Source organism: Clostridium sp. Marseille-P2415, from assembly GCF_900155545.1.
Classification (GTDB): Bacteria; Bacillota; Clostridia; order Lachnospirales; family Lachnospiraceae; genus Lacrimispora.
This window is the reverse complement of record NZ_LT732526.1, coordinates 2,153,747-2,168,260: the sequence shown is the minus strand read 5'-3', so window position 1 is coordinate 2,168,260 and position 14,514 is coordinate 2,153,747. Positions and strand designations below refer to the sequence as shown.

General features: G+C 41.8%; 9 protein-coding genes. 7 read left to right on the top strand and 2 right to left on the bottom strand.

From position 1 onward, the window contains the following. Positions 1–44 precede the first annotated feature (44 nt). The 5 genes from BQ9856_RS14880 to BQ9856_RS14860 all read left to right on the top strand — a co-directional run bounded on the left by BQ9856_RS14880 (position 45) and on the right by BQ9856_RS14860 (position 10,629). Positions 45–7,223: an RHS repeat-associated core domain-containing protein gene (locus BQ9856_RS14880; RefSeq protein WP_077611728.1), complete on the top strand. Its 7,179-nt coding sequence runs from the start codon at positions 45–47 to the stop codon at positions 7,221–7,223. 11 nt (positions 7,224–7,234) lie between these two features. Next, on the top strand, positions 7,235–7,708 hold the full coding sequence (locus BQ9856_RS14875; RefSeq protein ID WP_077611727.1) for a hypothetical protein: 474 nt from the start codon (positions 7,235–7,237) through the stop codon (positions 7,706–7,708). Between the two features lie 890 nt (positions 7,709–8,598). Beyond that, positions 8,599–9,825: an IS110 family transposase gene (locus tag BQ9856_RS14870; protein ID WP_077611726.1), complete on the top strand. Its 1,227-nt coding sequence runs from the start codon at positions 8,599–8,601 to the stop codon at positions 9,823–9,825. 170 nt (positions 9,826–9,995) lie between these two features. After that, entirely contained in the window at positions 9,996–10,286 is a 291-nt protein-coding gene (locus BQ9856_RS14865) for a hypothetical protein (RefSeq protein ID WP_139348617.1), read from the top strand. 10 nt (positions 10,287–10,296) lie between these two features. Next, positions 10,297–10,629 (top strand): hypothetical protein, encoded by a 333-nt coding sequence (locus BQ9856_RS14860; protein ID WP_077609163.1) that lies wholly within the window; start codon positions 10,297–10,299, stop codon positions 10,627–10,629. 76 nt (positions 10,630–10,705) lie between these two features. Here BQ9856_RS14860 and BQ9856_RS14855 read toward each other — a convergent pair whose 3' ends face one another. Continuing rightward, complete coding sequence (locus BQ9856_RS14855; RefSeq protein ID WP_077609162.1) at positions 10,706–10,981, bottom strand: hypothetical protein; 276 nt, start codon at positions 10,979–10,981, stop codon at positions 10,706–10,708. 678 nt (positions 10,982–11,659) lie between these two features. On the opposite strand from BQ9856_RS14855, the gene BQ9856_RS14850 reads away from it, so the two are divergent. Then, positions 11,660–12,886 (top strand): IS110 family transposase, encoded by a 1,227-nt coding sequence (locus tag BQ9856_RS14850; RefSeq protein ID WP_077611725.1) that lies wholly within the window; start codon positions 11,660–11,662, stop codon positions 12,884–12,886. Between the two features lie 467 nt (positions 12,887–13,353). Continuing rightward, positions 13,354–13,758, top strand: coding sequence for a hypothetical protein (locus BQ9856_RS14845; RefSeq protein ID WP_077611724.1), 405 nt, complete (start codon positions 13,354–13,356; stop codon positions 13,756–13,758). A 116-nt stretch (positions 13,759–13,874) separates the two neighbouring features. On the opposite strand, the gene BQ9856_RS14840 is transcribed toward BQ9856_RS14845, so the two are convergent. Beyond that, entirely contained in the window at positions 13,875–14,150 is a 276-nt protein-coding gene (locus BQ9856_RS14840) for a hypothetical protein (protein ID WP_077611723.1), read from the bottom strand. Between the last annotated feature and the right edge of the window lie 364 nt (positions 14,151–14,514).

The following is a 14,514-nucleotide window of genomic DNA, read 5'->3' as shown; positions in this document are numbered from 1 at the left end:
GATGAGAATGACCTTCTATCTCATGATAAAGGAGGCAATGAAATATGATATTGGCATATAAAGAATTGGAAATTGAACTGGCACTTGAAGGCGTGATTCAAGTGGAAACATTTCGGCTTACGCAGGCACTTAACAGCCACGGCTTCCTTTCCATGAAGCTATTGACAGATGGAGAGAAAGCGGAGGAATTTGTAAATATGGCATCTGTCCTTCCCGTGATAATCCGGGAAACCGAATGCACCGGAGGTCAGGTTATTTTTCAGGGGAAGATCGAAAACGTCTATTTAAAAGTGGAGAAAGGGCTGCCATTTTTGTATCTGGAGGCTTATTCCTATACAAAGGATTGGGAGCGTACGGAAAAAAGCAGGAGCTTTCTGGATGGAGCTATGACGTATATGGACGTGGCACGGAAAATACTTGCTGATTATGACCGTTTTGATGTTAAGGATGAAATCACAAAGGATGCCCGGATTCCTGAAATGCTTTTGCAGTATGAGGAAAGCGACTGGGTGTTCCTTCGCAGGCTTGCCAGCCACTTTGGGACCTATCTCCTGGTCGATGCTTCTGAAGACCGCGGAAAGGTGTATTTTGGCATTCCGGATATTTGTTTTGGAACGGAGCTCCATAAAGAGGATTATATCCTGGAGAAGGATTTGGCACATTATGCAAAAGTGCTGGAGCCGTTGGGAATCCTTTCCCAGGAAGCCTCCCAATGGAAGATTCATACACGCCGGTACCTGCACATGGGTGAAGGAATTTCCTTTCATAAGGTATCAGCCGTAGTCACAGGAATGGAAATTTCCACCAGAAAGGGAGAATTGGTTTACCGTTATGAGCTTTCCAGAAAGGAAGGCCTCCGCAGAGAAAAAGAAAAAAATCCCAGAATATACGGAATGAGCATTCCGGCAACGGTAAAAGAGCGGAGCGGGAACCGTATACGGGTGCAGTTTGATATTGATCCGGTCTATGAGCCGGCGGCAGGGCTGAAATATTTCACATATGCCATTGAAAGCAGCAGCTTTTACTGTATGCCGGAAGAAGGAAGCAGGGTACATATTTATTTTCCGGAGCATGATGAACAGAGCGCAGTTGCCGTTCATGCCATCGGAAGCGGAAGCGGCGGCGGGGAGAGCAGAAATCCGGATAATAAGAGTTTTTCAGATCCCAGCGGCAGCGCCATGGATATGACAGCGGATGCTTTAAGTTATGCTCCCGATTCCAGTGGTTCTATCCTTCTTAAACTGAATAAGGGAGGATACCTTTCTCTGACCGGAATGGACATCAATATAAAAACCCAGAAGGGAATGATGGCCGGAGGGGAAGTGCCGGTCCGGAATCTGATGATCTCCGGAGAGAATAAGGTAGTGCTCCAGATCGGGGACGGGGGAGATGATATGGTCACTCTGGAAGAGAGGACAGATATTAAATCAGACCTTGTGTCTCATAAGGCAGATTCCTGCCTTGAGGCGGTGCCCTCGGCAGGAGATATAAAAGCAGAGCTGACAAAGGATGATGCATCTGCCCGCGATTCCCAGAACAGCGAATTAACTTCTGCACTTGTAGCGCGGAAACAACAGAGCAAGCAGAAATTTTTTAACGGTGTAGTAAGTATAGCCACTGTGGTGGGTCTGACTGCCCTGACCGTATGTACCGGCGGAGCATCCGCCCCGTTGTTAGTGGCAGCAGGTGTAAAAGCGACCTTTGCGGTGGCGGATATGGCGGAAGGATTGGATGGATACAGTAAGGTAAATGCGCTGGATGCCTCCAGGCCTGCGAACTTTCTCAGGGATACAGTCTTTATGGGAAATGAAAATGTCTATAATATCGCCTCCATGGTAACCGATGTGGTATTTGATGTAGTCAGCGGAAAGGCATTAAAGAATCTTGCCAGTGCAGGAAAACTCAGTAAATTAATGTGTCCTAAATCGCAGGTTGTCAATTTTGTTACCCAGACAGGAGGTTCCGTCATATTTGGAGCGATTAATGAATATGAGACAACAGGAACCATTAATATAACGAACATGGCGGTCAATGCAGGGCTCGGTATGTTCAAGGGATCGGCAGGTACGGCCTTTATCGGAAAAGCACAGGGCCTGGTTAAATCTGATTCCAGACTCGTAAATAAATTAGTGGGGACAGTGGCAGGTACCGCATTTGGAACGGTAGTGGATGTTGCTTCAGATGCTCTGCTTCCTGACAGAAAGGTTGATGTATGGCAGTCCCTGCAGAATAACTTCATTACAAGCGGACTGGGGCAGCTCATTGCGGAGCCGGTGGATGTCGCTTCCGGTGCATTCCTGATAAGTGCCACGGATTTTGTCCTGCCGGATATCCGGGAGTCCATCCGTATCACCAGAAAATATCATTCCACCAGGAAACAGGAAGGCATCATGGGAACCGGCTGGAGTTTCCCATATGAAGGGAAACTTTATCAGGATGGCAGCAGGCGCCACGTGACGCTTGATACAGGATATTACCTGATTTTCGAATGGGATGGGGAGAAAGCGCATAATGAGACCTATGGCTGCGGCTGGTTTGAGCTTTTAAAGGATCATGAAGAATGGCTCATAAAAGACAGGAAGGAGCACCGGACATACCGCTACAGCTCCCATGGATTGCTTTTGTCCATTATGGACCGGAACGAACAGACCATCCGATTTACTTATCATGGAGAAAATCTGGAAGGGATCACAACTGCTCTCGGTTATCATTTAAACGTAACCATAAGAGCGGGACATCTGGTCCAGCTGACTGATAACATGGGCCGGACCATGCAATACCGGTACGAGGGCGGACTTTTAACTGATGTGATCCATATGGATCAGGGCATCACCCATTATGAGTATGATGAGAAGGGCTACTTAACCAGGGCAGTGGACCAGGCAAAGGTAACCTATCTGGAAAACCGGTATGATAACAGGGGAAGAATGGTGCTTCAGACCCTTGCCAGCGGGGATACCTATGAAGCAGAGTATCTGGACGGGGAAGGTCAGGTCAGAGTTCACAGCAGTGTAGGAGATAAAACCGTTGTTTATGGGATTGGGAAAAAAATGGAGATCGTATCAATCCTTTATGAAGATGGAACCGGAACCTTCTATGACTATAATGAAAACGGTTACCGGATACGGGAAAAGGACCGGCTGGGACATATCAAAGAACGGACCTATGATGAAACAGGCCGGGTGAGAGAGGAGCACAGGAACGGATGGCTTACGACCTCTTATTTCTATAATGAATCAGATGATCTGGTCGAAGAAACAGATAATGCCGGAAGAAAATTCTGCTATGAGTACGACAAAAACCATAATCTCATTGAAAAAAAGGAAAAGGCGCAGGATGGGGAGAAGTGGTTCCGTCATTCCTACATCTATGACCGGAAGGGCAGACTTTTAGAGGAGACGAATGCAGCAGGAAATACGACCGTTTACCATTATGAAGAAAATTCCGGAATGCCGTCTGTCATTACCTATCCGGATGGGGAGGAAGCCCGTTTTGAATATGATACCATGGGCCGCATGATGGCCGAAGAGGATGACTGCGGTCGTACGGAATATGGTTATAATGCAAAGAATTACCGGACCCTGGTAAGAGACGGGGAAGGAAATGAGTCTCGTTTCTTATACGACGGTATGGGAAGGCTTTTAGCCATGTATCCCCCCAAGGCATGGAAGGAGCAGAAGGGCGAGTATACCTACCGGTATGATTTCCTGGACCGGTTAATTGATACCGTCTATCCGGACGAAGGCCATGAGAGGCAGATGCGGGATGGGGAAGGAAATGTACTGAAAAAGGTTCACCCCAACGCATACGACAGAGCTGCAGACAACGGAGAAGGAATCGTCTATGATTATGACGGTGACGGAAATCAGATCCGGATCCATTATCCGGATGGAGGCTGTGAAAGGATATTCTATGATGCAAATGGGAACCGGATTAAACATGTACTGCCGGAATTTTATGATGCCCGGACCGATGACGGGGAGGGGTGGCTGTATACCTATGATGATGCAGGACATTTAGAAACGGTGACTGGTCCGGACGGAGGCATTCAGGCGGGGTATACCTATGACATATCAGGGAATCCAACCAGGAAAACGGATGCTATGGGGCGGACAACCTGGTATACCTATAATTGGAGAAACCAGCTTTGTGAAACTTTGCGTCCGGCAAAGGAGAAAGGGGAAGAAGTATTTTACCAAAAGATAACCTATTCCTACGATGCCAATGGAAACAAAGTGGAAGAGCAGCGCCACGGTGGATACTGGAATCTGGATGGACAGCTTCGGGAAGAAGATGGACCGGCACTGTGCTTAAAGTTTTTTTATGATAAAAGAGACCGCCTGATCCGGGTGGAGGACGGCCTGGGTGCGGTTATCCGGTTCCGCTATGATATTCGGGGAAAACGGATTTATGAAGAAAAGGGCATATCGGAAGGTATAAAACAGATTATTCATTATGGTTATGACAGGGCAGGAAGGCTGATAGAGACGAAGGAAGAACTGGATAGTGGACTTGTGCCGGTACAGGGAGAATCAAAATTTGCCGTAACCAGATACAGCTATGACGAAAACGGAAACCGCACGCAGATCCGGACGCCTGAGGGGTATGAGATCCTGCGGGAATACGACTCCTGTGACCGTTTGATTACGGAACGGACGATAGATAAGCAGAACGGGATTAACCGTACCGTATCGGTTTCCTATGATAAGGCAGGAAATATTACAAGGATCGCCCGTCAGGGAAAAGGCGGAGAGGTTTGGGAGCTTGAATATGATTATGATTTGAAGGACCGGATCATTCACGTAAGTGACTGCCTGGGACCGGTTTTCCGGTATGAGTATGATCGGAATGACCGACTGGAGAGGGAAATATTACCACAGACCGAGGAAAACGCTAATAAGTGCTACAGCTTTACGTATTCTTACGACCATTATGGGAATGTTCTATCCCGGACGGATGGTATCGGAACTGTACTGGAAGAGAATCAATATCTTCCAAACGGAAATCTGTCATTTAAGCGGACCGCAGATGGGAATGAGCTTACATATACATATGGAATCAATGACCTGGAAGCAGAGATTCATACTACCAGGAGCAGAAAACAGGAAAAGGCGGCCCAGGCATTTACCTATGATGCCAATGGACGGATCATCGGAATCGTGGATGGGAACCAGAATCAGACCGGTATAGACACAGACATCTGGGGACGGATTCAGCGCGTTCATAATGCGGACGGAGGAAAAGAGAAGTACACTTACGATAACATGGGAAATGTTACCAGCACCACGGATGCCAATGGTGGTGTAATCACTTACCGCTACAATAGCCGGGGAAAGGTCTGTGAGATAATTGATCCGGATGGAAACAGCGAGACCTTCCATTATGACAGAGAGGGCCGGAGCGTGTTACATATTGACCGGGATGGGAACCAGATCAGGACCACCTATAATGTGGATGGGAATCCGGTTCTGGAGACTGGCTGTGATGCAGAAGGAAAGAATCCGGTTACAAGAAGCTGGGAATATGATACATCCGGCATGAGGAAGAAGGCAGTGGCAGGTGGCTTCTGCTATACCTATGAATACCGGCCGGACGGGAAGCTGAAGAAAAAATCATCCTCTGGCCGGACGCTTATTTCCTGTACCTATCACCCGGATGGAAGTCTTAAGACCCTGACAGATGTTACGGGTAAAACCATACACTATGGATATGACTGGAGAGGAAATCTAAGCAGTATCAGGGAGGAGGCTGGGAATGAGATCGTCCGATATGGCCACCGGGCAGACGGGAAGCTGGAAGCTATTACACATCAAAATGGGGTGAAAACCGTTTATGAGTATGATACGGATGGGAACATCAGCCGTCTGGCAACTTTTCTGGCGGATGATAAGCCGTTGTTTGATTTCCGGTATGAGTATGATTTAAATGGGAACCGGATGGCAAAGGCTGGAGTAAGGACATTATCGGAAGAGACCGGAACAAGGGAAACGGTAATTGGTTACCGTTATGATAAGATGAACCGTCTGACGGAAGAGATGTATGACGGGGAAGCTATACAGTATATATATGATTTATGTGGAAACCGAATGGAGAAGAACTCTGTTGCGGGGAAAGAGACGTACTGCTATAATAGAAGAAACCAGCTCATAGAGAGAAAAATGTCTGGGGAGAGTTATGCGTACCGGTATGATAAACAGGGAAATATCATGGAAGAAGCCGGGAACGGAGAGGAATGGAGGTATCATTATAATCCGTTCGGTCAACAGACCGCAGTGGAAGGAAATGGATTTAAGCTGGAGAATTTCTACGATGGAGAGCAGTTAAGAGCCGGGAAGTCAGTGAATGGAAAGGTTTCCCGTTTCATCTTCTATAATGGAGAGCTTCAGGCGGAAACAGGCGAGGCTGGGAATGTTGGGAACAGATATATCCTGGGCTATGGAATAGCAGCCAGCGAGGTAGCAGAGAGTAACGGTTATCATGCGTATCATCTGGATGAGAAGAATAATACGGCGTATATAACGGGGAACCAGAGGAAGGTAGAGAACTTTTATGAGTATGATGCCTTTGGAGTTATCCGCAGTCAGTCAGAAGAAGTCCGGAACAGAACCTTATATACGGGTCAGCAGTATGACCAGGAGACAGGGCAGTATTATCTTCGTGCAAGATTTTATAATCCGGTGGTTGGAAGATTTTTGCAAGAAGATGTGTATCGTGGAGATGGGCTGAACCTATATGCGTATTGTGCGAACAATCCGGTGGTGTATTATGATCCCAGTGGATATAATGCTCTAACTGATTGTGAGGGTAAAGATGGAGGAACACCGGCTAAAGAAGGTACTACGCCTAGTGGTAAGGTTAGTCAGGAAAGCAATAGTACTAAGGGTTCGGGCTATAAAGTATTAGGCGGACGGTTTGCTGATGTAGATGCTACTAGAGGGGCAGATGAAGTAGGGCACCATGTAGCTCAGAATAGATACAATCAGGACATTGGTATATCAAGAGCTGATGGTCCAGCATTGCTAATGTCTAAAGAAGATCATGCATTAACAAGAACATTTAGAGGTAGAGGGAAAGCAGCAATGATAAATGATGCAGGATTAACCGCAAGGCAAAGGATGGTTCTTGATATTGTTGATATTAGGAAGAATTTTGGGACAAAGTATAACAAAGGTATGCTAGATATGATATCTTATGCAAAAACCTTACCACAATATTCAAAATAGGGAGATTAGTGATGAAACTGTCAAATTTGATAAAAACTGTTCAAGTTCCTACGGATAATTATATTTTGATTGAATACGATTTGTTTTTTAATGAAGATTTAGGGAGATTTAATAGGTTTTCAATAGATGACCAAAAAGATATTAAGATATTAATGATTATAATAAATGAGTTAAAAAGATTAGATGAGGCAATGGATTTATATGTATTAGCATATAGTTACGAAACGATTGATTATAAAGGAAATAATAGTATATATGCAGATTGTCTCTGGTTAAATACTACAACTAGTGTAGATGTAATAGATAAAATGTTTGAAGGTTACAAAAGTATACAGCCGAGTAGTATTAGTGATTTAAAAGAAATGGAGGAATATAATCAAGAACATTTTTATTTGTTTAAAAGTACTGGTGATGTTATTGACCTAAAGAATAGCCAGAGTTCAATGCATGAATTTGATAATGTTAAGATTTTATATTGGGATTAAATGGAGTCGCTTATAACCCCGTAATTCTTTCGAATAAATGCGTATTTTCTGTAAGTGTAACCCCGGTTACGACCCCAATGCAAAGAATTCAACCCCGATAAAAAAGTCCTCTCAGTCCGCATTGCGGGCTGATGTAAGCCGAGCCGGGGAAGTTTTTGACCCCGGCTCTTTAACCTGCATCATTTTCGACCCCATGGTTCACCTTTGTTTTAGGGCAAGAAATGAGAGTAGATTTTTCCTTATCAGATTTTACAACTGCTTGCAGATATGTGACCTGGAACATTGTAAAAATATGCATATATTCGACACTTTTTCGATAGCGCAACAGGAAGATGAACAGTCATAAGCATCAATCCAAACATTTATCAGATAAAAAGGAAAACGCAATTCTTTTCAAATTTGGCCAACAAGGCTTAGTAATGCTTGAATGGCATACATGCTCTGCCATCGGTTTCAAAGGTCATACAGGGGCGATATTTTGCGATACAGAGCTAACTGGAAATGGGACATCAAATCTGCATTGCCATTGCTTTAAAGATATCTGCCTACCTCCATGGTTCATGGTGAACCATGGGATTTACAGGGAATTGGTTCTATGGTAAAATGGGGCTGCCGGGGGTTACAGGGGGTAAAAGCACTCTTTCTGTAGCTCCCTTTTCCATTCTTTTTTCTGCTGTTTTTTTCCTGAAAATAAAACCAGAAATGACTTGCAATTCATTTGATACAGAGTTAACATCAACAACCAATAAAATAAATAACTTGTCCTTTCATCCATTGGTTTGTTGTAGATAGGCTGTCGAACCCTTGCGGACTCATTAGAGTTAACGCTGTCATCTGAGGTTGCCGGTACGGGAACTGATTGGTTGGAAACAAGATCAGGAGGGAGAGAATTGCAGAAAAGAGAAAATCTGCTATATGTAGGGATTGACCTGCATAAGGAAACCCATACCGCAGTGATGGTGAACTGCTGGAATGAAAAGTTAGAGGTAGTTGTGATAGAAAACAAGCCCAGTGAAATTAAAAAGCTGGCGGAAAAGGTAAACAGAAAATCACGTATTCTTGGACTTGAACCCATTTATGGATTGGAAAACGCTTACGGCTATGGCAGAAGTTTAGCTGTCTGGCTGATTGAAAATGGTTATATTGTAAAAGACATTAATCCTGCTCTGGCTTATGACCAGAGAAAAAGTGCACCCATGTACCGAAAAAATGATGAGCATGATGCGTATTGTGTGGCAACGGTTTTGATTAATCAGTTACATACCTTGCCGGATGCAAAGCCAAAAGATAATGAATGGACACTGGCACAACTGGTGAATCGGAGAGATTTACTGGTGAAAGATGGTATCCGCTTTAAGAACGGACTCCATGAGCAGATATCCATGGCATATCCCAGTTATAGTAAATTTTTCAGCGAAATAGACGGGAAATGTGCCATGTATTTCTGGAAAACCTACCCGTCCCCTGTCCATTTGCAAGAAAAAACGGCAGAAGAACTAACAATGGAATTCAAAGAAATATTTCGTATTACCAAAAAAGATAAAGCGGAATTGATTCTGGATTGTGTAAAGAATGATGGAAACACCTTTCGGGAATATCAGGAATCCAGAGATTTCATTACAACAAGTCTGGTAAGAGACTTGAAACATCAGAAAGAAGAATTAGCAGGGCTTGATAAAGAAATCGAGAAAATCCTGCTTAGTTTTGATTATAAACTGACCAGTATGCCGGGAATCGGAACGTCTATCGCAAGCAAGTTAATCGCAGAAATCGGAGATATCCGAAGATTTCCCAGTGCAGACAAGTTGGCAAGATTTGCAGGAGTGGCTCCTGTAAAGTTCAGTTCTGCCGGAAAAGGTAAGGAACAAAGCTCCAGACAGGGAAACCGCCAGTTGCATGGACTGTTTTATTTCCTGGCGGTAACCATGGTATCCAGACCAAAGAACGGAAAACCCAATCATCCGGTATTTTATGACTATTACATGCGAAAAATCGGTGAAGGAAAGACAAAGTCACAGGCACTGGTCTGCATCATGCGTCGCTTGGTGAACATAGTGTACGGAATGATGAAAAATAAGACGGAATACCGAGAACCATTGCCAGAAAAAGAACAGTAATTTATTTCTTAAAAATAGCGCGAAGATGTGCTATACTTTTTTTAAACAAATACGAATTTTCACCGTTTGTCGGATACCTCAGTACTCCACCTGAGGGTTCGGGGCAGGGTATTAATGGTGGTAAAAATAGCAAATTTCAAGAGGTTTTTGATGCGGCAGATAATTACACTTTGAGTGATAATACCTTTAATAACCATATATTAGATAGACATGGACCAAAATCAGCATATGGGAATAAATCTCACTTTAACTCTGATTTTGACATAAAAATGGGCATTGACAGTACATTAAAAGGTGATAAATTTGTATTAAAACCAAATACGAGCGGAAGAGAAGGATACATTTTTGAACAAACATTTTCTAATCCGATTGGAACAAATAATAATGGAAAAGTACTTAATACATTAAAAGTAGTCATTGATAAAACTGGGAATGTAATTACGGCATTCCCTAAGAAGTAGGAGGACAAATATGAATTTTTATATTGGTGATTCAATAGATAATATGGAGTTGAGTGATTCCAATGTAGAATTTAATGATGAACTGATTAATTTTATTTATAAACTGAGAGATAAAAGTTCATTTGATATGAGTAAATTATATGAAATTGATCCTTATGATGATATTGAAATTCCTAATAAAGATGTGTTTGAAATTATTAAAATTTGCAGATATATTTTAGATTTATCATTACTCGAAGATTATGAAGAATATGATGAGGGAAATCAAATGCTAAAAGAATTGCTCAAGCTTGCTGAATGCGCTATAAAAAAAGGCAAGGGACTAATATCAATAGGTGATTGATATCAAAAAAACAATTTATTAACGTAAAACACAGCAATCATGCAATTTGCTGTGTTTTACGTTTGAAAAGAAAAAATTACAATTTGCCGATATATTTTAGAATTTTTATACCGTCCATAAATCCATGCCGATACAGAAAAGCTTCTTCTAAAGCAAGTTGGCTTATAATAGAGTCAATGTAATTTTCAACTAGCTCTTTTTCCTTACAGGGTAAATTTTTAATAAAAATCTCGGTCTGTAGAATCCTTTCCTCTTCCTGTTTAGATTTTTCAGGTTGGTTTTTATGAAATACATCAATTAACATGTTGATTCGTTCCTGAATAAACATATCCGATAATTCCTGTTCGGTCATAATGCTTCCCTCCTTTGAGAACATACGATACCGAAACAGTGTCAGAAAGTCGATACCAGAAACTACTAAAAATAGATGCTTTGAATTGGGTAAATAGATCAAATGAATTCACGAAATGCCTATTGTCTTGATTCACTGGTTATGGATTTAAAGGAGTCGCTCATGACCCCGTAACTTTTTTGTGTAAATGGGATTTACACACAAGTGTAACCCCGATCACGACCCCAAAGCCAGGAATCCGACCCCGCTGAAAAAGTCCTTTCAGTCCGCATTGCGGGCTGATGTAACCCGAGCCGGGGAGGGTTTTGACCCCGGCTCTTTAACCTGCATCATTTTCGACCCCATGGTTCATGGTGAACCATGGATTTACAGGAAATTAGTTCTATGGTAAAATGGGGCTGCCGGGGGTTACAGGGGGAAAATCCTCCTTTCTGTAGCTCCCTTTTCTATTCTTTTTCTGCTGTTTTTTCTCCTGAAAATAAAACCAGAAATGACTTGCAATCCATTCCATACAGAGTTAACATCAACAACCAATAAAATAAATAACTTGTCCTTTCATCCATTGGTTTGTTGTAGATAGGCTGTCGAACCCTTGCGGACTCATTAGAGTTAACGCTGTCATCTGAGGTTGCCGGTACGGGAACTGATTGGTTGGAAACAAGATCAGGAGGGAGAGAATTGCAGAAAAGAGAAAATCTGCTATATGTAGGGATTGACCTGCATAAGGAAACCCATACCGCAGTGATGGTGAACTGCTGGAATGAAAAGTTAGAGGTAGTTGTGATAGAAAACAAGCCCAGTGAAATTAAAAAGCTGGCGGAAAAGGTAAACAGAAAATCACGTATTCTTGGACTTGAACCCATTTATGGATTGGAAAACGCTTACGGCTACGGCAGAAGCTTAGCTGTCTGGCTGATTGAAAATGGTTATATTGTAAAAGACATTAATCCTGCTCTGGCTTATGACCAGAGAAAAAGTGCACCCATGTACCGAAAAAATGATGAGCATGATGCGTATTGTGTGGCAACGGTTTTGATTAATCAGTTACATACCTTGCCGGATGCAAAGCCAAAAGATAATGAATGGACACTGGCACAACTGGTGAATCGGAGAGATTTACTGGTGAAAGATGGTATCCGCTTTAAGAACGGACTCCATGAGCAGATATCCATGGCATATCCCAGTTATAGTAAATTTTTCAGCGAAATAGACGGGAAATGTGCCATGTATTTCTGGAAAACCTACCCGTCCCCTGTCCATTTGCAAGAAAAAACGGCAGAAGAACTAACAATGGAATTCAAAGAAATATTTCGTATTACCAAAAAAGATAAAGCGGAATTGATTCTGGATTGTGTAAAGAATGATGGAAACACCTTTCGGGAATATCAGGAATCCAGAGATTTCATTACAACAAGTCTGGTAAGAGACTTGAAACATCAGAAAGAAGAATTAGCAGGGCTTGATAAAGAAATCGAGAAAATCCTGCTTAGTTTTGATTATAAACTGACCAGTATGCCGGGAATCGGAACGTCTATCGCAAGCAAGTTAATCGCAGAAATCGGAGATATCCGAAGATTTCCCAGTGCAGACAAGTTGGCAAGATTTGCAGGAGTGGCTCCTGTAAAGTTCAGTTCTGCCGGAAAAGGTAAGGAACAAAGCTCCAGACAGGGAAACCGCCAGTTGCATGGACTGTTTTATTTCCTGGCGGTAACCATGGTATCCAGACCAAAGAACGGAAAACCCAATCATCCGGTATTTTATGACTATTACATGCGAAAAATCGGTGAAGGAAAGACAAAGTCACAGGCACTGGTCTGCATCATGCGTCGCTTGGTGAACATAGTGTACGGAATGATGAAAAATAAGACGGAATACCAAGAACCATTGCCAGAAAAAGAACAGTAATTTTTCTATTTAAAAATAGCACAAAGACGTGCTATAATTTTTTTAATTGAATAAAGATTTTTACCGTTTGTCGGATATGTCAGTACTCCACCTGAGGGTTCGGGGCAGTCTGGATTAAGTGAAGCAGAACCAGTAAAAGTATATTGAGCGGTTGGACCTGAGGAATTTGATGATATATTTGATTATAAAGGATTTAGGGGTAGACTAGATGGACGTTCATATGAAGCTAAGCAATTTGGTAATAATTTTGATGAAATATTGGATTTAGCTAATCAACCTATAATGAGAGATACTACCGCAATTGTCGAAGTGACAATACCCCAAAATGTCTATAACCAATTAAATCACATGCCATTAGATGTGGGAATTTTAAAGTCTGGTGCAGTAACTGTTGAACCAGATATGTTGGATATATTTAACAGGAGCATAATTAATATTGAACATGTTTATTAAAAGGAGTTATAGTAATGCTAATTTTTGAAGCAAACGTGATATTATATAGTAAATATGTGTCAGGACCATCAATAATGTCTGGTGTAAGATGTTCATTAAATATAGATGGAAATGACCATATTTGTCAAATTGAAATCGTAGATGGTGAAGATATTCCTTTAGATACTGAAACTTGTGTTAAAATTACGACAATAAGTGGAGAAATCAGTCTTTTGTCATTAGTAAATAATGCCGATTTTATGTTACTAAGAGGAAAAGAAATAGGAAAAGGGCATATAACTAGATTAGTAGAGGCTTATTTAGAAAAGAAATATTTGGAAACAATAGCGGATAAAACATTGCTCAAAAAAATAATTGATTATGCAGAAAATATGCCTAATGCATTAGTGTATGATGATGTCTATGAATTATTAAAGTGATAAAATAAGGAAGTTCTAAAATTTTGTTTTGTTTGTAAACTCTCTATACTTTCAAATTGAGTAATTATATTAGTTTGGAAGTATAGAGAATATATAGTCGTTATTTTTTATAAATATTATAGTTGATAAAAAAATTTTACAATCCTAATAGCATCCATAAATCCATTCTGGTATAGAAAACTTTCTTCTAAGGCGAGTAGGCGTACGAAAGAGTCCATGTAATTTTCAATTAATGCTTTTTCTTTGCTTGGCAAATTTTCAATGAAAATCTCAGCCTGTAGAATCTGTTCCTCTTCCTGTTTAGATTTATCAGGCTGGTTTTTATGAAATGTGTCAATTATCATGTTGATACGTTCCAGAATAAACATATCCAGTAGTTCCTGTTCGGTCATAATGTTTCCTGAGTATTCCGGGGCAAAATGCCCCGTCTGTCCGGTCTCAGGAAACCGCCATTCCGTTTTATAGGAAACCGCTGTTCCGGAACTGGAAACCGTAGCTATAGTTCCCTTATACTGTGTTTATGCGTCAATGACGTAAATACAGTATAAGGAGGTCACACTATGACCAAGTATCGTGAGATACTCAGAATCGCAAGTCTGAATCTCAGTCAGACAAACATTGCATTAAGTTGCAGTGTTTCATAGAAAACTGTCAACAAGGTTCTCAAAGCAGCCAGAGAAAAACACCTTGAATGGCCGCTTTCAGAGAACCTGACTGACGACGTCTTGGCAAATCAGCTTTTTCCAGATACAAAGA